The 22,803-nt window shown below is 70.1% G+C and carries 28 protein-coding genes; 12 read left to right on the forward strand and 16 right to left on the reverse strand.

The annotated features are described in order from the left end of the window. Positions 1–77: 77 nt before the first annotated feature. Complete coding sequence (locus tag H7A69_RS08000; protein WP_182046567.1) at positions 78–1,148, reverse strand: BMP family protein; 1,071 nt, start codon at positions 1,146–1,148, stop codon at positions 78–80. Between the two features lie 210 nt (positions 1,149–1,358). After that, positions 1,359–2,474 (reverse strand): mannose-1-phosphate guanylyltransferase, encoded by a 1,116-nt coding sequence (locus H7A69_RS08005; RefSeq protein WP_182046568.1) that lies wholly within the window; start codon positions 2,472–2,474, stop codon positions 1,359–1,361. A gap of 280 nt (positions 2,475–2,754) precedes the next feature. Between H7A69_RS08005 and H7A69_RS08010 the strand changes: the two genes are divergently transcribed. The 6 genes from H7A69_RS08010 to H7A69_RS08035 all read left to right on the forward strand — a co-directional run bounded on the left by H7A69_RS08010 (position 2,755) and on the right by H7A69_RS08035 (position 8,363). Further along, a complete protein-coding gene (locus H7A69_RS08010; RefSeq protein WP_259346141.1) occupies positions 2,755–3,993 on the forward strand; it encodes a glycosyltransferase family 4 protein in 1,239 nt (412 codons plus the stop codon). A gap of 78 nt (positions 3,994–4,071) precedes the next feature. After that, positions 4,072–4,521 carry a succinate dehydrogenase, cytochrome b556 subunit gene (sdhC, locus tag H7A69_RS08015; RefSeq protein WP_083263831.1) on the forward strand — a complete coding sequence of 150 codons (450 nt, stop codon included), beginning with the start codon at positions 4,072–4,074 and terminating at the stop codon, positions 4,519–4,521. A gap of 20 nt (positions 4,522–4,541) precedes the next feature. Next, on the forward strand, positions 4,542–4,988 hold the full coding sequence (gene sdhD / locus H7A69_RS08020) for a succinate dehydrogenase, hydrophobic membrane anchor protein (RefSeq protein WP_182046570.1): 447 nt from the start codon (positions 4,542–4,544) through the stop codon (positions 4,986–4,988). Between the two features lie 93 nt (positions 4,989–5,081). After that, a complete protein-coding gene (gene sdhA / locus H7A69_RS08025; protein WP_069712215.1) occupies positions 5,082–6,875 on the forward strand; it encodes a succinate dehydrogenase flavoprotein subunit in 1,794 nt (597 codons plus the stop codon). After that, positions 6,875–7,648: a succinate dehydrogenase iron-sulfur subunit gene (locus H7A69_RS08030; protein ID WP_066655113.1), complete on the forward strand. Its 774-nt coding sequence runs from the start codon at positions 6,875–6,877 to the stop codon at positions 7,646–7,648. The genes sdhA and H7A69_RS08030 overlap by 1 nt, the downstream gene beginning before the upstream one ends. Positions 7,649–7,718: 70 nt before the next feature. Next, a complete protein-coding gene (locus tag H7A69_RS08035; protein ID WP_182046571.1) occupies positions 7,719–8,363 on the forward strand; it encodes a TNT domain-containing protein in 645 nt (214 codons plus the stop codon). Positions 8,364–8,437: 74 nt separating this feature from the next. Here the strand turns inward: H7A69_RS08035 and H7A69_RS08040 are convergent, their stop codons facing one another. The 3 genes from H7A69_RS08040 to H7A69_RS08050 form a co-directional block, all read right to left on the reverse strand. Then, positions 8,438–9,049 (reverse strand): DUF805 domain-containing protein, encoded by a 612-nt coding sequence (locus tag H7A69_RS08040; RefSeq protein ID WP_259346142.1) that lies wholly within the window; start codon positions 9,047–9,049, stop codon positions 8,438–8,440. Then, complete coding sequence (locus H7A69_RS08045; protein WP_259346143.1) at positions 9,046–9,660, reverse strand: DUF805 domain-containing protein; 615 nt, start codon at positions 9,658–9,660, stop codon at positions 9,046–9,048. The genes H7A69_RS08040 and H7A69_RS08045 overlap by 4 nt, the downstream gene beginning before the upstream one ends. A gap of 64 nt (positions 9,661–9,724) precedes the next feature. Then, positions 9,725–10,657 (reverse strand): NADP-dependent oxidoreductase, encoded by a 933-nt coding sequence (locus H7A69_RS08050; RefSeq protein ID WP_182046572.1) that lies wholly within the window; start codon positions 10,655–10,657, stop codon positions 9,725–9,727. 52 nt (positions 10,658–10,709) lie between these two features. Here H7A69_RS08050 and H7A69_RS08055 point away from each other — a divergent pair, with 52 nt between their 5' ends. Next, a complete protein-coding gene (locus H7A69_RS08055; protein WP_182046573.1) occupies positions 10,710–11,390 on the forward strand; it encodes a hypothetical protein in 681 nt (226 codons plus the stop codon). A gap of 54 nt (positions 11,391–11,444) precedes the next feature. Here the strand turns inward: H7A69_RS08055 and H7A69_RS08060 are convergent, their stop codons facing one another. From H7A69_RS08060 to H7A69_RS08085, 6 genes are all read right to left on the reverse strand, one after another. Next, positions 11,445–11,681: a hypothetical protein gene (locus H7A69_RS08060; RefSeq protein WP_182046574.1), complete on the reverse strand. Its 237-nt coding sequence runs from the start codon at positions 11,679–11,681 to the stop codon at positions 11,445–11,447. A 334-nt stretch (positions 11,682–12,015) separates the two neighbouring features. Beyond that, the gene (locus tag H7A69_RS08065; protein ID WP_182046608.1) at positions 12,016–12,282 is read right to left on the reverse strand and encodes a hypothetical protein; all 267 of its coding nucleotides are present in this window, start codon (positions 12,280–12,282) and stop codon (positions 12,016–12,018) included. After that, positions 12,260–12,652, reverse strand: coding sequence for an SseB family protein (locus H7A69_RS17645; RefSeq protein WP_182046575.1), 393 nt, complete (start codon positions 12,650–12,652; stop codon positions 12,260–12,262). Before H7A69_RS17645 ends, H7A69_RS08065 begins: the two co-directional genes overlap by 23 nt. After that, on the reverse strand, positions 12,618–13,022 hold the full coding sequence (locus tag H7A69_RS08075) for a hypothetical protein (protein WP_182046576.1): 405 nt from the start codon (positions 13,020–13,022) through the stop codon (positions 12,618–12,620). The genes H7A69_RS17645 and H7A69_RS08075 overlap by 35 nt, the downstream gene beginning before the upstream one ends. 16 nt (positions 13,023–13,038) lie before the next feature. Next, positions 13,039–13,290: a hypothetical protein gene (locus H7A69_RS08080; RefSeq protein WP_141718884.1), complete on the reverse strand. Its 252-nt coding sequence runs from the start codon at positions 13,288–13,290 to the stop codon at positions 13,039–13,041. A 143-nt stretch (positions 13,291–13,433) separates the two neighbouring features. Further along, a complete protein-coding gene (locus tag H7A69_RS08085; RefSeq protein WP_069712208.1) occupies positions 13,434–13,703 on the reverse strand; it encodes a hypothetical protein in 270 nt (89 codons plus the stop codon). 583 nt (positions 13,704–14,286) lie between these two features. On the opposite strand from H7A69_RS08085, the gene H7A69_RS08090 reads away from it, so the two are divergent. Next, positions 14,287–14,928, forward strand: coding sequence for a TNT domain-containing protein (locus H7A69_RS08090; protein ID WP_182046577.1), 642 nt, complete (start codon positions 14,287–14,289; stop codon positions 14,926–14,928). Positions 14,929–14,994: 66 nt separating this feature from the next. Here the strand turns inward: H7A69_RS08090 and H7A69_RS08095 are convergent, their stop codons facing one another. From H7A69_RS08095 to H7A69_RS08115, 5 genes are read right to left on the reverse strand one after another with little or no spacing between them, the layout of a single operon-like run. Beyond that, positions 14,995–15,555, reverse strand: a complete 561-nt coding sequence (locus tag H7A69_RS08095) for a hypothetical protein (RefSeq protein ID WP_182046578.1) — start codon at positions 15,553–15,555, stop codon at positions 14,995–14,997. Then, positions 15,552–17,774: a TNT domain-containing protein gene (locus H7A69_RS08100; RefSeq protein ID WP_182046579.1), complete on the reverse strand. Its 2,223-nt coding sequence runs from the start codon at positions 17,772–17,774 to the stop codon at positions 15,552–15,554. Before H7A69_RS08100 ends, H7A69_RS08095 begins: the two co-directional genes overlap by 4 nt. Continuing rightward, a complete protein-coding gene (locus H7A69_RS08105; protein WP_182046580.1) occupies positions 17,771–18,154 on the reverse strand; it encodes a DUF6507 family protein in 384 nt (127 codons plus the stop codon). Before H7A69_RS08105 ends, H7A69_RS08100 begins: the two co-directional genes overlap by 4 nt. A gap of 1 nt (position 18,155) precedes the next feature. Then, the gene (locus tag H7A69_RS08110) at positions 18,156–18,473 is read right to left on the reverse strand and encodes a pore-forming ESAT-6 family protein (protein WP_069712203.1); all 318 of its coding nucleotides are present in this window, start codon (positions 18,471–18,473) and stop codon (positions 18,156–18,158) included. Between the two features lie 29 nt (positions 18,474–18,502). Continuing rightward, a complete protein-coding gene (locus H7A69_RS08115; protein WP_069712202.1) occupies positions 18,503–18,838 on the reverse strand; it encodes a WXG100 family type VII secretion target in 336 nt (111 codons plus the stop codon). Between the two features lie 159 nt (positions 18,839–18,997). Here H7A69_RS08115 and H7A69_RS08120 point away from each other — a divergent pair, with 159 nt between their 5' ends. The 4 genes from H7A69_RS08120 to H7A69_RS08135 are packed head-to-tail and all read left to right on the forward strand — an operon-like array spanning position 18,998 to position 22,803. Beyond that, positions 18,998–20,089: an FHA domain-containing protein gene (locus H7A69_RS08120; RefSeq protein WP_182046581.1), complete on the forward strand. Its 1,092-nt coding sequence runs from the start codon at positions 18,998–19,000 to the stop codon at positions 20,087–20,089. Continuing rightward, positions 20,086–21,207, forward strand: a complete 1,122-nt coding sequence (locus tag H7A69_RS08125; RefSeq protein ID WP_182046582.1) for a DUF6177 family protein — start codon at positions 20,086–20,088, stop codon at positions 21,205–21,207. The genes H7A69_RS08120 and H7A69_RS08125 overlap by 4 nt, the downstream gene beginning before the upstream one ends. Then, positions 21,191–21,439 carry a hypothetical protein gene (locus tag H7A69_RS08130; RefSeq protein ID WP_069712200.1) on the forward strand — a complete coding sequence of 83 codons (249 nt, stop codon included), beginning with the start codon at positions 21,191–21,193 and terminating at the stop codon, positions 21,437–21,439. The genes H7A69_RS08125 and H7A69_RS08130 overlap by 17 nt, the downstream gene beginning before the upstream one ends. Continuing rightward, positions 21,436–22,803, forward strand: a complete 1,368-nt coding sequence (locus tag H7A69_RS08135; protein ID WP_182046583.1) for an EsaB/YukD family protein — start codon at positions 21,436–21,438, stop codon at positions 22,801–22,803. Before H7A69_RS08130 ends, H7A69_RS08135 begins: the two co-directional genes overlap by 4 nt.

Here is a 22,803-nt window from a genome sequence, read left to right on the forward strand (position 1 = left end):
GTTGGTCAGCACGCCACCCGTGGGCGGACGCGCGGAAACGCGGGCGGAGGATCGATCCCCCGCCCGCGTTCACCCGACTACTTGTTCGACTGGGTCTCGACCTTGATCGAGCCGTCGATGATGCCCGACTTGATCGTGTCGAGCTCGTCCTGCAGACCCGAGTCGACCTTCGACTCGTAGTCGTGGAACGGCGCGATGCCGACGCCGTCGTTCTTCAGGGTGCCGACGTACGGCTCCTTCGAGAACTTGTCGTCCGCCGCCTGCTCGACGACGTCCTTGACGGCCGGGCGCATGCCCTTCATCACCGAGGTGAAGGCGATGTCCTTGTAGCGGGGATCGGCCTCGTAGAGGTCGCTGTCCGCGCCGATGAGGACGGAGCCGTTGTTCGCGTCCTTGATCGCCTCGGCAGCCGACTGGTAGATCGGGCCACCGACCGGCAGGATCACGTCGGCGTCCTGGTCGAGGAGCGTCTGCGCAACGGACTTGGCCTGCGTGCCCGCCTCGAAGCCACCGGTGAAGGAGCCCTTGCCGGTCTCGACGTTCCAGCCGACGACCTTGACGTCCTTCTTCTTCTGCTCGTTGTAGTAGGCGACGCCGTCCGCGAAGCCGTCCATGAAGATGGTGACGGTCGGGATCTGCATGCCGCCGAAGGTGCCGACGACGCCGGTCTTCGAGTACGACGCGGCCGCGTAGCCGGCGAGGAACGCCGCCTGCGAGGTGTCGAAGGTGATCGGCTTGACGTTCTTGGCGTCGATCGAGTTGTCGTCGATGATCGCGAACTCGGTGTCCGGGTTCGCCGCGGCCTGCTTCTTCGTGGCGTCGGCGAGGTTGAAGCCGACCGTGATGATCAGGTTGCAGTTCTGGTTGACGAGCTGCTCGATGTTCGAGTCGTAGACCGTGGCGTCCTTCGACTCGGCCTTGTTCGAGTCGGCGCCGAGCTCCTTCGCCGCGTCGACCATGCCCTCGTAGCCGAGCTGGTTGAACGACTTGTCGTCGAAGCCGCCGGCGTCGGAGACCATGCAGGGGCGGAAGTCGGTCTTCTTCGCCGAGGCGGTGTCGGACGGGGCTGCCGAGCAGCCGGCCAGGACGGCCATGGTGCCGACGAGCGCGAGGCCGCTGAGCACGACCTGACGGGTACGAGATGTCACGGGTTGGTTCCTCCGGGGGGCGGTGCCCGGACCACGTGCTGTTCCGGGCGATCGTGGCGACAGTACACGACCGTCGAGCCGGTACAGAACGCCCCTGGAGGACTCCTGGGATCAGTTACGGGATCGCGACCCCGTCGAAACGCGCCCGTAACGCAGCGTCACTCCCGCGCCCCCACTCCTGGGGGTCCGGAGGCATTTCGTGGTGGAGCGCTACAGCACGTCGCCTCGACCGCTGATCTTCAGTGCGTCCACCACACCCTTGACCCGCTGCGCGTTCGCACTCGTCGTGACGAGCAGGGCGTCCGGGGTGTCGACGACGACGATGTCCTCGACCCCGATGAGCGAGATGAGCCGCTGGCTGTGGGCCACGACGATGCCGCTCGACGAGTCCGCGAGGATGCGTGCGCCGTCGCCGAGCACGGCGAGGTTGTTCGCCCGACCGCCGGACTGCAGCTTCGCGAGCGACGCGAAGTCGCCCACGTCGTCCCAGTCGAAGTCGCCGGGCACGACCGCCATGCGTCCGGCGGCCGCGGCCGGCTCGGCGACGGTGTAGTCGATCGCGATCTTCTCGAGCCCGGGCCAGACGGCGTCGACGACGGCCCCGCGGGACGAGGTGTCCCACGCAGCCGCGAGCTCCTCGATGCCCGCGAGCAGCTCGGGCTTCGTCCGGCCGATCTCGGCCAGCAGCACGTCGGCGCGGGCGATGAACATGCCGGCGTTCCAGAGGTAGTTGCCCTCCTCCAGGTACGCGGTGGCGGTCTCCAGGTCGGGCTTCTCGACGAACGACCGCACGGCGTGCACGGTGGCGGCGCCCTCGACCTCGAGCGCGACGCCGTCGGCGTGGATGTACCCGAACCCGATCGCCGGCTCCGTCGGCGTGATGCCGATGGTGGCGATGTACCCGGCGCGGGCGGCGGCCACCGCTTCGCGCACGGAGCGGCGGAAGCCGCGGGCGTCCCCGATGACGTGGTCCGCCGCGAAGGACCCGATGACGACGTCGGGCTCCCGCCGGCGCAGGATCGCCGCCGCCAGGCCGATGGCCGCGGTGGAGTCCTTCGGCTCGCTCTCGAGCACCACGTTGTGGTCCGCGACGCCCGGCAGCTGCGCCTCGACCGCTGCGCGGTGCGCCCGGCCGGTGACGACCATGATCCGCTGGTCGCCGGCGAGCGGGGCGAGCCGGTCCCAGGTCTGCCGGAGGAGCGAGGCCCCGGAGCCGGTCAGGTCGTGCAGGAACTTGGGCGCGTCGGCGCGGGAGAGCGGCCACAGCCGGGAGCCGATGCCGCCGGCCGGGATGATCGCGTAGAAGTCCTCGAGTGCGTCTGCCACCCGCTCACCGTACCGGTGCGGCCGTCGGCCACCTGGACGTCCCCCGCACGTTCCCCGCACGCGTGGTGCGGGAGTCCGCAGACCGGCCGGACGCGACCCGGCCCGACGCGACCCCGGCCGACCCGACCCCGGCCCGACGCGACCTGTCGCTGACCGCACCCTGCGCGCCGGGCCCGCACCGCGCCTCCCGGCCGCACCCGCCGTGTTCACCGCCTGCGCGCCGCGCGTTCACCCGCACCGCCCCGACCGGTCACGACGGCCGCGGACCATGGGCAGCACCATGAGCGCACGCAGCGTGGAGCGCGGCACGTCCCAGCGGACCGTCGCCGTCGTGACCGAGAGCTTCCTGCCCACCCTCAACGGCGTGACCACCAGTGTCCTGGCGGTCCTCGACCACCTGGAGCGCCGCGGCCACCGCGCGGTCGTCATCGCGCCGGACACCCCCGGCCTCGCACAGTTCCGCTCGAGGACCCGGGTCGAGCGGTACCGCTCCTTCGACGTCCACCGGGTGCCGGCGGTCGCGTACCGGCAGTTCCCGGTCGCCCTCCCCCACCCCGTGCTCGACACGATCCTCGCCGCCTCCGGCGCCGACGTGCTGCACGCGGCCAGCCCCTTCCTGCTGGGCGGACGCGCGATCACGGCGGCCGGGAGGCTCGGCATCCCCTCCGTCGCCGTCTTCCAGACCGACGTGGCCGGGTTCGCCCGCCGCAACGGCCTGACCGCGACCGTCCCGCTGGTCAGGAGGATCCTCGGTCGCATCCACGCCGGGGCGTCGCTGACGCTCGCCCCGTCCAGCGCGACCGCGGCGATGCTCGCCGAGGACGGCGTGCCCCGCGTCGCCCGCTGGGGCCGCGGTGTCGACACCGACCTGTTCCGCCCGGACCGACGTCGCTCGGCGGCGGTGCGCGCGGCCCGTCGCCGGATCGCGCCCGGCGGCGAGACGATCGTCGGGTACGTCGGTCGGCTCGCACCCGAGAAGGAGGTCGAACGGCTCGCGGAGCTCGGCGGGATCCCCGGCGTCCGGATCGTGGTCGCCGGCGGCGGTCCGGCGCGGGCCTCCCTCGAGCGGCGGCTGCGCCACCTCGACGTCACCTTCACCGGCCCGCTGCGCGGGGAGGCCCTCGCCGACGCCTACGCGATGCTCGACGTCTTCGTGCACACGGGCCCCGCGGAGACGTTCGGACAGACCCTGCAGGAGGCGCACGCCAGCGGTCTGCCCGTGGTCGCCCCCGCAGCTGGCGGCCCGATCGACCTCGTCGCGCCCGGTCTGGACGGCGAGCTGTACGACCCGGACGCCCCGCAGGCCCTCCGCCGGGCCGTCCTCGGAGTCCTCGGCGACCCGGACGCCGCCGCGCGCATGGGCTCCGCCGGACGGCTCCGGGTCGAGGGCACGACCTGGGAGGCCGTCGGCGACGAGCTCCTCGCACACCACGACACCGCCCGCACGATCGGCGCCGTGCCCACGGCGACGCGCGCGGTCCGTGCCGGGTGGGACGAGAGTGTCAGCGCACGCGCATAGGATGGGACGTGTTCCACACGAACACGAACGGCAAGGGCTCGCCGATCGGCGAGCCCGTCCTATGGGAGGGCCGAGCTCATGGCCGAGCAGACCGCAGGCGGGACGACGTTGGTCGAACCTAAGGTGACGATCGAGGCGCCCCGCGCCTCTCGGAAGCTGGAGGGGACGCTGTACCGCGGCTCCACGGGGATGTGGTCGTGGGTGCTGCACCGCATCACCGGTGTCGCGATCTACTTCTTCCTGCTCGTGCACATCCTCGACACCGCGCTCGTGCGGCTGTCGCCCGAGGCGTACAACGCCGTGATCGGCACGTACAAGACGCCGATCATGAACCTCGGTGAGATCGCCCTCGTCATGGCGATCGTGTTCCACGCGCTCAACGGTCTGCGCATCATCCTGGTCGACTTCTGGTCGAAGGGTCCGCGGTACCAGCGCGCCATGTTCTGGATCGTCATGGTCGTGTGGGCCGTCCTCATCGCGGGCTTCCTCCCGCGCCAGCTCATGAACCTCGTCGCGGACTTCCAGTAGGCGAAGGGACGGAACCAGCCATGACCACACAGACCGTCGAGCCCCCGCGCTCCGCCGCCGCTGCCCGCCGCACCACCAACTGGGAGAAGTGGGGGTGGATCTACATGCGCGCCTCGGGCGTCCTGCTCGTCGTGCTCATCTTCGGCCACCTCTTCGTCAACATGGTCGCCGGCGAGGGCGTCAAGCAGATCGACTTCGCCTTCGTCGCCGGCAAGTGGGCCAACCCGTTCTGGCAGGTCTGGGACTCGCTGATGCTCGTCCTCGCCCTGGTGCACGGCTCCAACGGCATGCGGACGATCATCAACGACTACGTCGCGAAGCCCGCCGTCCGGAAGACCCTGCTGCTCGCGGTGCTCATCGCCTGCGTCGCGCTCGTCGTGCTGGGCCTGCTCGTCTGCTGGACCTTCGACCCGTGCCCCGCCGGCGCGGCCGCCGCGGACCTGCCGTCGTTCTGCCCCGCGCAGTAGCGCCCGCACTGCAGCGAACGCACCAGCCGCCACGACCTCCGAGCACGCCGCGCACACCCCTGCCGGCGCGCTGACCCACCCTGAAAGGCCCCAGTGACCGAGACCACCGTCCACCACCACCAGCACGACATCGTCATCATCGGCGCAGGCGGCGCCGGCATGCGGGCCGCCATCGAGGCCGGCCCGAAGGCGAAGACGGCCGTCATCTCGAAGCTGTACCCGACGCGGTCGCACACGGGAGCGGCGCAGGGCGGCATGGCCGCGGCCCTCGCGAACGTCGAGGAGGACTCGTGGGAGTGGCACACCTTCGACACGATCAAGGGCGGTGACTACCTGGTCGACCAGGACGCCGCCGAGATCCTGGCAAAGGAGGCGATCGACGCCGTCATCGACCTCGAGAACATGGGGCTGCCGTTCAACCGCACGCCCGAGGGCAAGATCGACCAGCGGCGCTTCGGCGGGCACACCCGCGACCACGGCAAGGCCCCGGTGCGTCGGGCCTGCTACGCGGCGGACCGCACGGGCCACATGATCCTGCAGACGCTGTTCCAGAACTGCGTGAAGCTCGGCGTCGAGTTCCACAACGAGTTCTACGCGCTCGACCTCGTCATGGTGGACGTCGTGGGCGAGGACGGCGTCACGCGCCAGCAGCCGGCCGGCGTCGTCGCGTTCGAACTCGCGACCGGCGAGCTGCACGTGTTCCACGCCAAGGCCGTGATCTTCGCGACCGGCGGCTTCGGCAAGATGTACAAGACCACCTCGAACGCGCACACCCTGACCGGCGACGGCGTCGGCATCGTGTGGCGGAAGCGCCTGCCGCTCGAGGACATGGAGTTCTTCCAGTTCCACCCGACCGGCCTGGCCGGCCTCGGCATCCTGCTCACCGAGGGTGCCCGCGGTGAGGGCGCCATCCTCCGCAACGCCTCGGGCGAGCGCTTCATGGAGCGGTACGCCCCGACGATCAAGGACCTCGCACCGCGTGACATCGTCGCGCGCTGCATGGTGCAGGAGGTCGCCGAGGGTCGCGGCGCCGGACCGAACAAGGACTACGTCCTGCTCGACTGCACGCACCTGGGCGCCGAGGTCCTCGAGACCAAGCTCCCCGACATCACCGAGTTCGCCCGCACGTACCTGGGCGTCGACCCCGTCGTCGAGCCGGTCCCCGTCATGCCGACCGCGCACTACGCGATGGGCGGCATCCCGACGAACACCAAGGCCGAGGTGCTGTACGACAACACCACGGTCGTGCCCGGCCTCTACGCCGCCGGTGAGTGCGCCTGCGTGTCCGTCCACGGCTCGAACCGCCTCGGCACGAACTCACTGCTCGACATCAACGTGTTCGGCAAGCGCTCCGGCAACAACGCCGCCGAGTGGGTGCAGACCGCGGAGTTCCTGCCCCTGCCCGAGGACCCGGCCGCCGGCGTCCGCGGCATGCTCGACCAGCTCCGCGCCTCGACCGGCACCGAGCGGATCGCGGTGCTCCGCAAGGAGCTGCAGGACGAGATGGACAAGAACGCGCAGGTGTTCCGGACCGACGAGTCCCTCGCGAAGATGACCGAGACGATCCACCAGCTGCGCGAGCGCTACCTGAACATCTCCGTGCAGGACAAGGGCAAGCGCTTCAACACGGACCTGCTCGAGGCGGTCGAGCTGGGCTTCCTGCTCGACCTGGCCGAGGTCGTCGTGTTCTCGGCGCGGAACCGCAAGGAGAGCCGCGGCGGCCACATGCGTGACGACTACCCGAAGCGCGACGACGAGAACTACATGCAGCACACCATGGCGTACCTGACGGGTGACCCGCACTCGTCGCTCGCCGACGACCACATCACGCTGGACTGGAAGCCCGTCGTGGTGACCCGGTACCAGCCGATGGAGAGGAAGTACTGATGACCGACACCCTGGTCTCCGACAGCCCGCGCACCGACACCGTGCAGAGCGCCCCTCCCGGTTCGTTCCCGGTCACGATCATCGTCCGCCGGTTCGACCCGGACGTCGACGACGAGCCGCGCTGGCAGGACTTCGACGTCATGATGCTCCCGACGGACCGCATCCTCGACGCGCTGCACCAGATCAAGTGGGAGCAGGACGGGTCGCTGACGTTCCGCCGCTCGTGCGCGCACGGCGTTTGCGGCTCGGACGCGATGCGCATCAACGGCCGCAACCGGCTCGCGTGCAAGACCCTGATCAAGGACCTCGACGTGTCGAAGCCGATCTACGTCGAGGCGATCAAGGGCCTGCCGCTCGAGAAGGACCTCGTCGTCGACATGGAGCCGTTCTTCCAGTCCTACCGCGAGGTCCAGCCGTTCCTGCAGGCGTCGAGCAAGCCGGAGAAGGGCAAGGAGCGCGTGCAGTCCGTCGCCGACCGCGCCCGCTTCGACGACACCACGAAGTGCATCCTCTGCGCCGCGTGCACCTCGTCGTGCCCCGTGTTCTGGACGGACGGGCAGTACTTCGGCCCGGCCGCGATCGTGAACGCGCACCGCTTCATCTTCGACTCCCGCGACGACTCCGCGAACGTGCGCCTCGACATCCTCAACGACAAGGAGGGCGTGTGGCGCTGCCGCACGACCTTCAACTGCACCGACGCGTGCCCGCGCGGCATCCAGGTGACGAAGGCGATCTCCGAGGTCAAGCAGGCGATCATGCGCGGCGGCGTGTGAGGCCTCCTCGCACCGCCTTCGCGGCGGCGTCTCGGCGAACGGCATGCAACCGGCCGGTAGGCTCGCGCGCATGACGTTCGCGGAGACCCGCCCCATCCTGGACCAGCTCGGCTACACGATCCGCTACGTGCAGCTCCCCGGCGAGACGCTCACCGAGCCGCCGGTCGAGGGGGCGCTCCGCGTCGTCCCCGCCGAGGAGCACGGTGACTTCGCGCTCGAGGTCGTCGACTACGGCACGGCCCGTCGTCTCGCCACGGCGCGCGGCGAGGCCGACGCGGTGGAGATGCTCCGCCGGTTCCTCAACCGGGCGTTCCCGGCTCCGCGGGACATCCCCCGGCACGAGCTCGACGGGTTCCGCGACCGTGCGGCCACCACGTACCCGCAGCTCGCGCAGCAGGTGGCGCAGGCCGGTCCGCAGGGGCTCACCATCCAGGTGCCGGCGGGTGTGCCCGTCGACCGCGTCGGCGGTCCGGACGGCTACCTCCTCCACCCGCTCGACACCCCGCTCCCCCAGCGGTCGCTGCCGCCGCACGTCGCGGCAGCGCCCGAGGTGCACCGCTACCTGGTGGAGCGGCCGTTCATGGTCACGGTCACGTTCGTCCAGCCCTGGTTCGACCAGCCGGGAGGCGCGCTCCGCTTCCAGACGGCCGACCGGTCCGTCACGGTGCGCGACCTCGTCGTGGACGGCTCCCTGGTCCGCCTCCGGGTGGTCTGAACGCCGCTCGACCCGCGACGCGACGAAGCGGCCCACCCCTCTCGGGGCGGGCCGCTTCGTCGTGTCGCGGTCGGTCAGGCCGGCGGCCGGGGTGCGTCCGGCTGGTCGTACTGCGCCCCGGCGGGGCTCGGCTCGAGGCACCCGAACACGATGCCGGCGATCCCCGCCCCCACGAAGGAGATCAGCCAGAACGGTCCGGCGAGACCGGCGTCGTGCACGCGGCGCCAGCCGAGGGCGAGCCAGGGGATGAAGATCGCGAGTCTCCAGAGCACGAACAGTCCGGCGAACAGGAGCGCGACGCCGGGGAACCCGCCGGTCGAGGTCGTGGTGCCGTACTCGTCCGTCGTGGTGGCGTCGGACACCCAGACGATGAGCGACGCGAAGTACGCACCGAGCAGGACCACCACGACGATGGCGTCGGCCAGGAACCACCACCAGAACTCACTGCGGCTCGCGCGGCCGTCGAAGCGGGCGTACTTCTTCCAGAACCGGGTGAACGCGTCGAGGAATCCCGCTCCGTACCACGGCGCCCAGAGCGGCGGGGCTCCGCTCTCGTCCCGCGGGATCGGGAGCTGCTGCTGGTACTGCGGGTACGGCTGCGGGTAGGGCTGGCCGGACGGCTGCTGCTGGCCGGACTGCTGCGGCTGCTGGTACGGGTTCCGGTCGTGCTGCTCGCCGTTCGTCACCGCGATCCCTCCGGTCGGTCGAACCGGGCGCCCGCGGGCTTGGAGTCGAGCAGGTAGAGGACGAGGAGCGCGATGCCGCCGAAGAACGGGACCAGGCCGAGGAAGAAGAACGGACCCGCCAGGTTCGCGTCGTGCAGTCGTCGCCACGCCAGTGCGAGCGAGGGCAGCACGATCGCGAGGATCCACAGGGTCCCCACGTACCCCATGATCAGGTAGAGCGCGGACGGCTCGGTGACGACCGTCTCGACGCCGGACGGCGTCGTGTACGTCTCACGGCCGGACTGGGCGAAGCCGACGCCCCAGACCACTCCCAGCACGATCGAGATCCCGACGTTCCAGAGGTACACCCACCAGAACTCGCTCCGGCTCGCACGCCCGTCGAAGCGGACGGACTTCCTCCAGTAGCGCGCGTACGCCTGGACGAAGCCGATGCCGTACCAGGGCGCCCAGAGCGGAGGGCGCCCGTCCGACCCCACCGGCGCGGAGCGCTCGAACAGCGCCGCGTCCTGCGGTCGGTACTGCGGCGGCTGCTGGTACTGCGGCTGCTGGTACTGCGGTGCCGACGGTGGCTCGGTCGGTCCCGGTCGGTCGGACGGTCGTTGGTCGCTCACGTGATCCCCCTCGTGGTGTTCGGTCGTGCGACGTACCCGTCGAGTCAACCAGAACCGAGCACCCTCACGGGATCAGTGCGAGCTTCCCGCCCGGGTGCTGCGACTCGAGCACCTCGGCGGCGTCCTTCGCGTCGGCGAGCGGGAACGTGCGCGCGACGGGCACCTCGAGCTGGCCCGACGCGGCGAGGTCGATCAACCGCTGCCGGACCGAGTCCCGGAAGGCCTGGCTCTCCGGCTGCGAACCGCCCACGGCCGCGAACCCGTCCTGCTGCGCGCGGCCGAAGGCCGCGATCGTCACGATGCGGGACCGGTCCGCAACGAGTGCCAGCGAGACGTCGACGGCCTCGTCGGTCCCCACGCAGTCCAGGGCCACGTCGACACCGGAGGGTGCGAGGTCACGGATGCGCGCCTCCAGGCCGTCGCCGTACGCGACCCACTCGCCGCCGAAGCGGCGGACGGTGTCGGCGTTCCGCTCGGAGGCGGTGCCGATGACGCGCGTGCCGAGCGGACGGAGCAGCTGGAGGACGGCCACGCCCACCGCACCGGACGCACCGTGCACCAGGACGGTGTCGCGTCCCTCGGCGCGGGTGACGCGGATCATGTCGGCGGCGGTGGTGCCGGCGAGCAGCAGGTTCGCCGCCTGCGGGTGGTCGAGCGACGCGGGCTTGGCGAAGACGTCGGCGGCGGGGACGGTGATGCGCTCCGCCCAGCCGCCCTCGACGCGGAAGGCCAGGACCTCGTCGCCGACCGCTCCCCCACCCGACGCGATCTCGGTGTCGGGGCCGATCGCGCTGAGGACGCCGGAGACCTCGTACCCGACCGGGATCGGCAGGTCGGCCGGGTCGCCCTGGCGGGTGTGCTTCGTGTCGGCGGGGTTCATGCCGGCGGCGCGGACGTCGATCGTGACCTCGCCGGTGCCGGGGGCGGGCACCTCGGTGTCGACGTACTCGAGGACCTCGCTGCCGCCGAACTCGGGGGCGACCCAGTGCTTCGTCATGAGGGGGACGGTACGCCGCTATCCTGCTGGCGTGACGAGCCGCGATCGGGCCATGAGTCTCCAGTTCACGTTCCGGCACGACGGGGCGCTGCTCCTCGAGCTCATGCGGGACTGGTACGACGCCATCGACTCGACGGTCGTGCACGTCGACGACGAGGACCGGATCCGGGCAGTGCTCCGATGGTGGATCGCGTCTGCACCGCCGGTCGCGCAACGACGCGCATCGTTCCCCGCGTGGAAGAAGTTCGGATCCGGTCCGGCGTATGCCATCAGGGTCACGAAGGAACGCAGTGACGATGCGGTGCAGCTCGGCCAGGGCTCAGACGCCGCGTCGAGAGGCTTCGAGAAGTGCCTCGCACACGGGCCGGTGGACCCGACCTCGCCAGCGGCCGAGTCCTTCGTCGGTGCAGTCGCGCAGGGCGCGCCGCGGCTCTTCCGTACCGGCCAGCAGCGCGCCGAGAAGCGGCTGGCCGGCGGGATCTACATGGAAGTCCTCCGCAGCTACCTCGAGGAGATGCAGCACTTCGTCGACGCCAGCGACCAGAACCACGCTTACCACGAGGTGCGGGCTGGCATCGGTTCGATCCTCGACGACGAGCGCTACCTGACGCTCTCGCCGCGGGGCGAGGTACGAGCGCTGTACGCGGCGCTGATGGCGGAGCAGAGCAATCTGTACCAGTGGTACATGGATCTGGCGAAGGGCGGGAACCAGTGGTCCCGGGGCGCTCGCTGACCGAAGCTGCCCGTCGCCACACTCCGACGACAGGTTCTCCGTGGGCCGCTCAGATCAACGCTTCTCCTTACTCCGACGCCATTCGATGAGACTCACTGAAGCGTTCACCCGAGACACGAAGTCCTTCAAAGCCGACTCGTAGTCGGCGTGTTCGTGCACGGCTTCTTCCGACGCTCGTTCGTCGGTCGTCGAGACCACCCGACGCCCGTCAACCTCGTAGATGGATGACACATTCATGTCGTTGTGCGGGGCACGCAGCCAGTTGAAGCCGATTCCCGCGGACTCCGCCACGACCAAGTGTCGCGTTGCATCGATCTCGTCCGTGTGCCATGTCCTTCCTGGTCCAACTCGCGTGACAGGCCCAGTACTTCGAGCGTCTCTACCGGCAGGGGAAGCCTGATCTGGATCCCGCCGCCGGGACCGGCGAACCGGGCGGAGCCAGCAATCTCGCGCTGCAAGGTCGTCATGGCCGCAAGGTCATTCCTGAATCCTCCCCATCGGTCCCACTCTCGAAGGAGTTCAACAGTCTCGAGGAGGACCTGTTGTCCTCTCGAAAGGGTGCGCTTCCGACAGCAGAGCGGGTAGCGCGTCACCGCTCAGCGGTGCCTTTCGCAGGCCGCACCGATCAGGAAGAACTCTGCACGATGTCGGCGGCAATGGCGTCGGCAAGCTCCCGGTCGATCACGTGCGGATGGTTCAGCCCGTACTCCCACCAAGACTGACACATCCCGCAGCGATAGAGATGACATTGGTACTCGAGACTCACACCGATCAATTTCGGCTGGTCGGAGTGAGAAATCCAGAACTCACGGCAGTACTTACAACCCTGGTCGCGGAATGGCGTCACATCCTGCATCAGCAGCGCCCGTTCACGCACCAGGACTCGGCGCACTAGCCACTATCGCCTCGACAACTCCAGGGTCGACCTGGAAACCGTCCGGGTACCCGGCGTCCACCACGATGCCGGTCCCCGGTCGCGCGCGACGCAGGACATCGAGACCACTCATTGTCGTGACGTAAGGCGCTAGATCGCCAAGTGATGACGCACGTTCGAGCACTGAGAACACGGCCATGTAGGACACATCCCCGACTGGATAGATCACAGGCTGGAACTCCCCTCGACCATCCTGCAGGGCCGCGCCTGACGGAACGAGAACCTGTGCGGCAACGAACGCGCCGAGAAGCCCACGGAAGTCGATTCCGCCCGCCCGGGCAGACTGCACAGCATCAGCGAGACGTTGAGGTGCCTTGCCGTCTGACACGTTGACTCCTTGCTCTCGCCCTCGTTCGACCGTAGACGAGGACGGGCTCCCAGTGCCCGCTGTCGAGTAGCTTGAAGACCACGGGACCAGGTGGCATCGGCACAGTACCGTCCACCACGAACTCGCGCGTCTCGTTGACGAAGAAGTCTCCGACGATCTTCACCGCCGTTCGACCGCCTGGCACGAAATGCTCCGCCCCTCCTGCACCGATGATCGTCGGTAGACGAGCTGTGGGCGGGTCAACAGGCACGATCACACGGAAGAGATCGCCGCCGGTCTGCCAGGCCTTCATCACTGACGGCGCCATCCCGGACTCGATGCTCGCGCTCGATGCGTCGGTCACGCGGAGGTCGCCGGTTTCGGGCGTCATGAAGATCGAACGGACCTCAGATGACACCCCGGTCGAGGAGCCGCTGTTGCATGCGCAGGAGGCGCACGTACTTCTCCAATGCCTCAGATTCATCGTCGAAGTACCGGATACCGTCCGCCGATCCGCGCTCCGACGTCACGTAGACCCTGAACCTGTTGTCGACCTCGTCCACGACTACTCGATTCGGTGCCGCATGAGGGTCGGCGAACCACACGCCTGCGTCGAGCCCCTCCCGCGCGATCAGAGATCTCACCTCTGCCCTGCTCATTGAATCCTCTCGATCAGTCTTGGCTCCCCGAGCAGTTCAACGGTCAATGGCATCTGCATCTGCAGACCGACGCCGGGATGGACCATCCGTTCCGGTGGCCGGTGCTGCTCACCGAGATCACCCAGGGGTGGGCGTCGCCAAGCTCAACGACCAAGGAGCCTCTTGCGGAGTTCTCGGTACCGAACGAGCCCCTGGACACGGCTCACGAAGTCGTCCACGGCCGCTGGGCGGTCGACGTAGTCGTGCACGGATTCCTCCGTGGCCCGTTCGTCCGTCGTTGACACTCGCCAACCGTGGATCGTCTCGTAGATGCAGGCAGTGTTCACATCGTTCGAGGGCTGTTCCATCCAGCGGAAGGGCACGCCCGCGGCCTCCGCCGAGGAGAGCTCGCGCGTGGCGTCGATGTCATCCATGGGATTCCTTCGTCTCATCATCAAGGGAGTTCGCGGAGTATGCCGAGGACCTGCAGGAACTCGACGGGCAGTGCGAGTTGCACTCGCACTGCACCTCCAGGAGAACCGAAGCGATCAACTGCTGCAAGCTCGCCTGGGTAGGTCTCGAGCGTCTCCAGGTCATCTTCGGTCTTGCCTCGACCTTGGAGGAACGCGTCAATCAGTTCCTTGTGGTCACCGTCGAGCGAATCGTACGCACCTCGGAGGTCACCGACACCGCGCGGGACTTCGTACTGGTGGTACTGCCGTCCATCTTCGAGGTGCCGAACTCGGGGGCGACCCAGTGCTTCGTCAGGAGGTGGACGGTGCGCCGCGAGTCTGCTTGCGTGAGGAACCTCCGTCGACCGCTTCGCGCGGGGAACGAGCCTCTGCGTGGCTGCGCGCTGCGTCGATGACCAACGAATGTCCTCGCCCCCAGGGTCCGCCGATTTCGTGAGCGCGCTCGTTCCCCAGAGCCGCGCCAGCAGCAGACCAGCCGCTCCGACGACGGCTGCCCGTTGCTGGGCTCGTTGGGTGACGTTTCAGCAGTCGCTACGCTGATCGGGTGGCATTCTCTTCGCTCCGCGAGCAACTCGATCGCTCCGGGTTCACCGCACGGTTCGTCGCGCTTCCCGGTGATGTCCTTGACGGGCCACCGTTGGAAGGGGCGCTCCGCATCGAGCCGTCCGAAGCTGGCTTCGAGTTGCAGTGCGTGGATTACGGCCAGGCGCGGCTGATCGGACGCGCAGAGGACGAGGACAGCGCAGCGGAGATGCTGCGGACCTTCCTCCGCCGGCCGATCCCTGCGCCCCGAGTGATGACACGCCGTGAACTCGACAGCCTCCGAGACTCGTCTGAGCGGTACCTCCCCGCACTGGCCGGACAGATCCAGTCCAGCGGCGGTGCGGTCCTCATTCAGCTCCCCCCAGGAATCCCCGTGGACCGAGTCGGTGGTCCCGACGGCTGGCTGCTCAACCCGTACGCTGCATCATTCGAATCGCGAGCGCTTCCGCCGACAGCGCTGTCACTACCCTCGACCGTGCACCCGTACGTGACGATGGACAACGTCCTCGTTCACGCTCAGATCACACTGCCCTGGTTCGGGCATCCCGGCGGCGCGATCCGCTTCTCAATCGCCGAGGGTGCAGAGACGATCCGTGACCTGCTCGTCAGCGGCGCGCTGCAGAGGATCGTGGTTCAGGACTGAACCGACGAGATCGCGATGCTTCCGTCACTCATGGCAGCATCGCGCTGTGCCGCGCGCTCCGGTGGATCAGCGGGACGACCGGGGCTCACAGCGCGAAGTAGGCGACACCGCGGCCGCGAACGCTGCGCGTGCATCGAGCTGGAGCGCGCAGTCTTCGATCTCATCCACGCGCATCCGCGCAACAGTCGAGAAGTGCAAGGCAGAGACGGTCGGGCTGGGGCCGCCGAATCGGGCGCAGCGTTCGATACCGGAAGCCGCCCAGGTGAGAAGGACGCCGTCGCCGTCTGGTTGCAACGTGAACCCCTCCGACAGCTCATGCTCTTGGTCTGGAAGCCAGTGCGCGATGGGTAGGCCGAGGGCGTCACGGATGTACCCGCACGCGTCCGTGACGATCCAGCGTTCCGCGTCTGCGGCCGACTCGAAACGTGTACCGGTCAGCGCACCCGACCCCCGACTGCCACGCCATTCGATCACCTCGCCGTTCGACGGTGTGTATCGCTGCAGCGTTTCGTAGTCGCCGTACTGCACTCGCTGCGGCTCGCAGATGACGAGGTCGTTCCCCGCTCTCCGCAGCACGTCCTCAAGCAGGTCGAGGTCAACAAATTCCCCCGCTCCGTGCACGGTCATGACAGGATCCCTTCATTCTTGAGCTGCTTCACGGAGTAGAACTGCAGCGGATCTCCCGGCCTGAAGAACCGCACCTGCAGTCCACCGCCGGGATGTCCGAACGCCGGAGCGATCTTGCTGACCTCGATCTTCAGCCCCTTGCCTTCGAACGCGGCGGCATCGAAGTCGTACTTCGAGTACGCATCGCTGAGGTTGGACGGCGGCAACGCACGCTCTTCGAACGATGTCCCGGGGAAGGAGAAGAAGTTCCCGGACTCCTTGCCGAGCCGGTCCAGCTGCGAACCGTACTGCTGCACGAACAACTGCGGGTCCGTCCAGTCGACGCGGTGGCCGGCAACAGCTCCCGCGTTGCCCGGGTACTCCGGCGCGTAGGACTGGTACTGCCCGTTCCAGTCGATGTACCGGTCTTCCCAGTCATCCCGGGTGAGGTAGTTCCCGTCGGCGTCCTTGCCGTAGGCGCCGTTCGGGTTGCCCCAGTCATCGACGATCGCCCGGACCTCGTCGCTCATCCCGGAGCCCGTGTAGTTCGGGTCGTCCGGCGGTCGGTACTGCTCACCGAGATCACCCAGGTGAAGATGCGGCTGACCGTAATCGGCCCGCACTCCGTCCCCTCGGTTCGTGTCGTCGCGCTCCCAACCGGGTCCGCTGGCATCGTCGGAGAACACCGGGTCAGTGGACCGATCGTACTGGTGCGGGGGCGGCGGGTCGCTGGCTCCGGCATCAGTTCCGTGCTCACGGCCACCGGAGGATCCCCCGGACCCGTCCGTCGGCGCATCGGTCCCGTGACCACCGCCACCGCTCGATCCCGAGTCGGAGCCGCCGCCGTGGACCGCGGCGCTCTCACCGTGCCCGCCACCGACCAACGCCGGCTCGCGCACGGGTGCCGGCGCGTTCGACTCCACGCTGTCCGTGTGGGCGTGCGCATCAGCACCGACCGACGCGTCCGCGTTCCCCTCGGTCCGCACCGGAGGCCCATCGGCTCTGCTCTCCGCGTCGACGTGCGTCCCCTGCCGCCACTCCTTCAGGTTCGTCGTGAAGTCGGCGATCTTCGTCCTGAACCCGTCCGACACGTGTTCGAAGCCGCGTCCGAGCACCGACTTCAGATCGGTGAGCTTCGGCAGGACCTTCGTCAGGCCCTTCGACGCCCAGGCCCCGGCATCCGCGAGTTCGAGCAGCCGATCGGCCTTGCTGATCCCCGACGCGATCGATCCGACCCTGCCGGCGGTGCCGGCCTTGCCCGCGACGTTCGCCACGGGGATGAGGATCGATCCGACGTTCCAGAGGGACTCGCCGAACGCGGTCCCGGGGTCGTCAGCCCACTTGTCCCAGGCGACCGTGCCCTTCCCCATCGCCTTCCACGTCTCGCCGGCGAGGTCGCCGTCACCCCACTCGCCGGTCTCCTTGTCGTAGCCGACCAGCCCACCGAGGCTCTGCCACGTGTCCGTGAAGTTGTCCGCGCTCCACTTCCAGTCGCGGATGCCGACCAGTTCGCCGAGCCCGCCGATGGTCCCCACGAGGACGCCGTCCCACACGACGCCCTTGACCATCTTCGGCAGGAACCACGTCGTCTTCTCCGCGCAGGACTCCTTGCGCGACTCCGCCGTCCCCCACGGCAGCTCGGTACCCATAGGGAGTTCGTCGTAACCGTAGCCCAGCGACTCGTTGCCCGTTGCACCGATTGCGTGCAGCGGCGGCAGGCCGTTGAGGGCGCGGATCGCGTTCGCGCACTTCCGCTCTGCCGCCTGGTACTCGACGACGCGGTTCGCCACCCCGTTGATGATGTCGTTGTTCTCGCCGTTGAGGGTCTCGTCCTGGTCCCACGACTCGGTCTGCGTGACCGGTCCGTCCATCGTCTGGATCGTGACCGGCTGGAAGGCCGCGACGTCGCGCACCAGCTGCTCCGCGCGGACCTTGTACGCCTTGAGCTTCGCGACGATCGGGGTGACCTCGTCGACGAAGTCGTCGAGTGCGCCCGCGGCGGTGTCGAGGTCGTCCCCGAACGTGGTGCCCTGCGGCCCGATCGGGGTCATGACCGCGAAGAGCTCCTGGTCACTCGGCCCCTCGTACGAGCCGGAGATGCGCCCCCACGCGGTGACGATGTCCGCCGTCCCGTCACGGACCGCGGACGCGACCGTGCGGAGCTTCGTCGCGCCGCTCGTGATGCCACTGAGCACGACGTCGGTGTAGGGGATCTGCCCCGGTTCGACGACCGCGTTCACCGGTCGAACATCCCGTCGAAGGCGTCGAACTTCCCGTCCGACGCAGCCGCGATCGCGTTCGCCTGCGCCGTCTCGGCACCCATCTCGTCGTCCCCCTGCACGATCGCCTGCGTGGCGCCCGCCGCGCCGTAGAGCGATGCCCTGATCCGGTCCTGGATCCCGGTCAGCGTGGCCTGCCGCTCCTCGAAGAACCCGGCGAGCGCCTCACCGATCACCTGGGACTGCGCCGCCGTCGCAGCGTCCTGCACGACCGCGCCGACGCCCTGCACGGATCCGTCCTCGGACCCGCCCAGGGCGTCGGTCATCGTCGTGCTCTTCGACGCGACGTCCTGCAGGACGGCCTCGACCCCCGCGGGGTCGACCCGCCAGCCGTCGACCACGTCAGCCGATGTTGCCGACGGCCGACTTCGCCTTGCTGATCGCCGACTGCGCCGACTCGTCGTTCGACTGCAGCGAGGAGCGCAGCGTGGCGATGATCTGCTTGACCTCGCCCGCGACGGTGTTCCACCGCTGTTCCTTGGCGTGGTACTCGTCCGACACCCCGTCGGCCTGGTAGTCCGCCATCGCGGCCTTGACGTCGGAGTCGCGCTGGGCGATGAGCGCCTCGAGCTGCGCCGCGACGGCGTTGAAGTTGTCCTGCGCGTTCTGCGACGCCGCCACGTCGTAGTCGCGACGATCTGCCTGGTTGCCACCGCTCATGGTGTGTCCTCCCTCTCCCCGGAGATCCGTCAGGCGCGACCGCTGAAGCGGGCCGCGTCGAAGTTGGAGCTGCCCTCGAGCGAGCTCGTGGACTGCGCCATGTCCTGGTCGCCCTCCTGGAAGGAGCGGTCCATGCCGGAGATGCCCTGCAGGACGCTCGCGAGGGCGCCGTTCAGCTCGTTGGCGATGGTGTCCGTCTCGGCCTTGAAGCGGTCGAAGGCGGCACGGCCGGCACCGTTGAACCGGCCCTGGAGCGGTTCGGCCGAGTCGGCGAGGCGACGGACGAGCGTGCCGAGGTCCCCCGAGGCACCGGACGTCTGCTTGGTCAGGTTGGTGAGGACCTGGGCCCCCATGGCGAACTTCATCGCGCATCCTCTCTGTCTGTTCCGTCATCCGTACTCCGGACGACGGCTCTTCCCCCACCCCGTGAACGGGTGACAGCGAACGCCAACACCATAGTCCACAGGCCAGCACGAGTCACCCCCTCGGTCTGACATGATCGACGTGCCGATGGGAGGTGAGGCATGTCGTTCGTCGTCGAGACGGTCGTCCCCGTGACGACCTGCGGACGGTGCGGCGCGCCGTCGTCGCCCGGGCAACGGTTCTGCACCGACTGCGGTGCACTGCTCGGCCGTACGGTGAGCGGCGCCGAGCACGACGCACTGCGCGACGTGGTCGTCGCGACCACGGGAGCCGTCACCCTGGCCCGCCTGCTCGACGTCGTGACCTGCCTGCTCGGCGGTGCGCTCGGCGCACTCCTCCTCGTCCTCGCGCACGCGGTCGTGTCGCCGGCCGGACCCGTCGTGTCCCTCGTGGTGGGTGGCGTGGTGGGCGTCGTCGTGACGGCCGCGGTCGTGGTGGGCCGCGCCTCCAGGACGGGGCGTGGACCGGGTGGGCTGGTCCTGCGGACCCGCGTCGTCGACGTCGACGACGCGCTGCCGGCCGGACCCTCCACGCAGTTGGGTCGTCTCCGACGTGGCCCGCACCACGTCGCCGCCGCCGGGCCCTGGGCCCGCGCGACCGGCACGCTGACCGCGTCCCTCCGTCGCGGACGTGATCCGCTGACGCCGTCGCTCCCGCCGCTCGGCACCGCCTTCGGCGCCGTCGCCGCGGCAGGGGTCCGCCCCGTCTCCGCACCGGCACACGACGCCGACGGCCGGACGGGAGGCCCGGGTGCGGCCCTCCACGACACCACCCGTCGCGCGGGTGGTGCGGACGGCACCACGGTCGGCCCCGCGACCGCCGCGTCGCCCGCGGCACCACCGACCGAGCCGGCGCCCGACGACGCCGTCGTGCTGCGCTTCGAATCGGGCACCGTGCACTGGTTCCACGGCACGTGCGTCGTCGGGCGCAACCCCGAGGCCGAGCCCGGCATCGCGGTCGTCGCGGTGCCCGACCTCTCGCGCACCCTGTCCAAGACGCACGTCGCCCTCGTGCAGTCGGGCAGCGGACTCCTCGTCCGCGACCTCGGTTCGACGAACGGCACGTCGGTGGTCCGCGCGGACTCCTCCTTCGAGGACCTCGTGGCCGGGGTCGACCTGGCCGTGTCGGCGGGCACGACCGTGCGCATCGGCGACCACGCGTTCGTCGTGGACCGGATCGGGAGCCCCTCGTGACCGCGTGGCTCGACCGACCCCGCCGGAAGGACGCCCGGGACGACCGACCGGAGGCCCCGCACCCGCTGGTGGACTCGGCGGGCGACGGCAGCATCCGCACCGAGAGCCGTGCGGCCGTCGTCCGGCTCGGCCGCGCCCAGGCAGACCTGCTCGGACGGGCGGCGACCGAGGGGGCTCGCCCCGTGCTCGTCACCGACGGACTGTCCGTGCTGACCGAGGCCTACCGCCAGGCGCTGACCGACGCGGGCGGCGCGTGGGCGGTCCGCGGCGACGACGGCCTGCGCAACGGGCTCGACGGCGGACGGCTCGAGCACTTCACCGACGCCCTGCGGCTGCCGCCGCCGACGAGCGTCGAGGACGTCGCGGTCGGGTTCCTCCGGCCGCAGGAGCTCCGCACCGAACAGCTCGTCGTGTCGGTCTCCGTCCGACACCGTGCCGCTGCGGAGACCGTGCTCGGCACGACCGCCGAGCTGCTCGCGACCGAGCTCGCCGGCGGGGCACCGTCGGGATGGGGCACCCACGAGCCGGCCGGACGCCCGTGGGACCGTCGCGCCCTCACGGAGGCGGCGCGGAGTCGCATGCCGGACCCGACCCGGCTGGTGGTCGTCGGCTCCGCGGACGCGCCCGTCGCCCTCACCGTCACGGCCCAGCGCACCGACCTCGGCGTCGAGGAGCTCACGACCGGGCTCCTGGCGGTCGGACCGGTCGGCGGCGACGTGACGGCCGTCCGGGTCGCCGCGGTGCCGCAGGTGCTCGGCCGGCTCGCCGCCGCGCAGCTGCCGCTCTTCGCGCTCGTCCTCCGCCGCCCCGGGCGTGCGGACCTCGCCCAGGCACCGCGCCTGGCCGCCGCCCCGCGTCCCGTCGCGATGCTGCTCGGCGCCCCGGCCGTGCGGGACCTCGGCCTCGACGTCGAGGTGTTCCGCGAGCGCTTCGGCGCGATCGTGGCGGGCAAGCCCCGGATCCCCGCGCTCGTCCTGCCGTTCGGCCGACGCGACGGCGCGGACGCCGTCGAGGAGCTGGCCGCGGTCGTCGAGCACGTCGGCGCGGACCGCGTGGCCGATGCGGTCGGCCTGGACGACCGGACGAGGGAAGAGGTACGCCGTGCCACGGAACAGTGACGCCGTCCTGCTCGAGAGCGTCGCGACGCACCGACGCCGGCTGCGGCAGGCGTTCGTGCTCGGCCGCCTCGCCGACCGACGGGTCGTGAACGACAACGTGAAGCGCTTCGTCGGGAGCATCGTGCTCGCCGCGGTCGTCGGCGTCGGGTGCCTCGGGTACTCCTTCGTCACGAACGCGCTCGCCGAGCAGGCGGCCGCCCAGCAACGACAGCAACAGGAGATCGTCAAGTGACCGACTTCACCCGGGTGACCGTCGTCGGGGTCGGGCGTCGTGCCGACGTCGTCGTCGCCTCCGACGAGCCCTTCGCAGGGCTGCTGCCGCGGTTCGTCGACATCCTCGACGAGCCCGTGGCGGACAGCGCGCAGCCGGTGGCGATCGTCCGCGTGACCGGGGAGGAGGTCTCCCTCGCCGAGGACGCCGCCGCGCAGGAGATCGCCGACGGCGAGGTCCTGCACCTGGTCCGTCGCGCGGACGCACCGCCGCCGCCCGAGGTGTCCGACGTGACCGATGCCGTGGCCGACTCGCTCGGCCGTCGGCAGGACGGCTGGGGCGATGCCGCGCGTCAGGCCGTCGCCGCCGTGGCCCTCGGGGCGTCGGCGTCCGTGGCCGGGCTGCTGCTCGTGGCCGTCTCCACCGTCGCGAGCATCCGTGCGGCGCTGGCCGGCGGGTCGGCGTCGCCGGCGGTGGTGCCCGCGGTGCTCGTCGTGCTCGGCGTGGTCCTGGCGCTGGCGGCGGTCGTCGCCGGCCGCGCGGGCGCTCGGTGGACCGGCATCGCCTGCACCGCCGCGGCGACCGGCCTCGGCCTGCCGCTGGGACTCGCCGTCGGGCCGCTCGTCGGTCGTGACGGCGACGGTCCGGCGATGACCGCTGCGGTGGTGCTCGTCTGGGTGTGGCTCGCGCTCGGACTCGGCCTCGGGGTCGGAGCGCGGAACCGCTCGGTCGGGGTCGCGTCGGTCGTCGGTGTCGTGCTGCCCGCACTCGGCATGGTCGCGTGGACCACACCGGCTCCGCAGGCGGCCGGCTGGGGTGTCGTCGCGGTCGCCGCCGTCGCGGTGTGCGGCCTGCTGCCCGCCGTCGCGATGTCGTCGGCGGGACTGACCGGACTCGACGACCAGGTCGGTTCCGGCACCAGGGTGCAGCGCGAGCGCGTCGTCCGGGCCCTCGACGACTCCTACCGCGCGCTCGACTGGACGACCGCCGCGGTCGCCGCACCGCTGGCACTGTCCGGCGCAGCGCTCCTGGCCGACGGCGACCCGTGGGCCGTCGGGCTCGGGACGGCGACGGTGCTCGTGGCGGCCCTGCGCACCCGCGCGTTCCCGCTCGCGCTGCAGGGCGTGCTGCTCTGGAGCGCCGTGCTCGTCGCCGCGGTCCTCGGACTCGTCGCACACGCCGTCACGCACCCGGTCCTCGTGCTCGCGCTCCTGGCGGGCGTCGCCGTCCTCGGTGCGGTGCTCGCCGGCGTCCGACCGGCGGCGCACACCCGGGCTCGCCTGCGCTCGGCCGGCAACGTCCTCGAGACGATCGCGGTGGTCGTCCTGCTCCCCCTGCTGCTCGGGACCTTCGGGCTGTTCGAGGCACTCCTGGAGACGTTCTGA

This window comes from Curtobacterium sp. ME26 (assembly GCF_903970945.1).
Taxonomy (GTDB): Bacteria; Actinomycetota; Actinomycetes; order Actinomycetales; family Microbacteriaceae; genus Curtobacterium; species Curtobacterium citri.

Coding starts and splice junctions, on each gene's coding strand:
- H7A69_RS08010 (WP_259346141.1), top strand. CDS start 2,755: ATGAGCGCACGCAGCGTGGAGCGCGGCACGTCCCAGCGGACCGTCGCC.
- sdhC (WP_083263831.1), top strand. CDS start 4,072: ATGGCCGAGCAGACCGCAGGCGGGACGACGTTGGTCGAACCTAAGGTG.
- sdhD (WP_182046570.1), top strand. CDS start 4,542: ATGACCACACAGACCGTCGAGCCCCCGCGCTCCGCCGCCGCTGCCCGC.
- H7A69_RS08030 (WP_066655113.1), top strand. CDS start 6,875: ATGACCGACACCCTGGTCTCCGACAGCCCGCGCACCGACACCGTGCAG.
- H7A69_RS08035 (WP_182046571.1), top strand. CDS start 7,719: ATGACGTTCGCGGAGACCCGCCCCATCCTGGACCAGCTCGGCTACACG.
- H7A69_RS08050 (WP_182046572.1), bottom strand. CDS start 10,657: ATGACGAAGCACTGGGTCGCCCCCGAGTTCGGCGGCAGCGAGGTCCTC.
- H7A69_RS08055 (WP_182046573.1), top strand. CDS start 10,710: ATGAGTCTCCAGTTCACGTTCCGGCACGACGGGGCGCTGCTCCTCGAG.
- H7A69_RS08075 (WP_182046576.1), bottom strand. CDS start 13,022: ATGACGCCCGAAACCGGCGACCTCCGCGTGACCGACGCATCGAGCGCG.
- H7A69_RS08080 (WP_141718884.1), bottom strand. CDS start 13,290: ATGAGCAGGGCAGAGGTGAGATCTCTGATCGCGCGGGAGGGGCTCGAC.
- H7A69_RS08085 (WP_069712208.1), bottom strand. CDS start 13,703: ATGGATGACATCGACGCCACGCGCGAGCTCTCCTCGGCGGAGGCCGCG.
- H7A69_RS08095 (WP_182046578.1), bottom strand. CDS start 15,555: ATGACCGTGCACGGAGCGGGGGAATTTGTTGACCTCGACCTGCTTGAG.
- H7A69_RS08110 (WP_069712203.1), bottom strand. CDS start 18,473: ATGAGCGGTGGCAACCAGGCAGATCGTCGCGACTACGACGTGGCGGCG.
- H7A69_RS08115 (WP_069712202.1), bottom strand. CDS start 18,838: ATGAAGTTCGCCATGGGGGCCCAGGTCCTCACCAACCTGACCAAGCAG.
- H7A69_RS08120 (WP_182046581.1), top strand. CDS start 18,998: ATGTCGTTCGTCGTCGAGACGGTCGTCCCCGTGACGACCTGCGGACGG.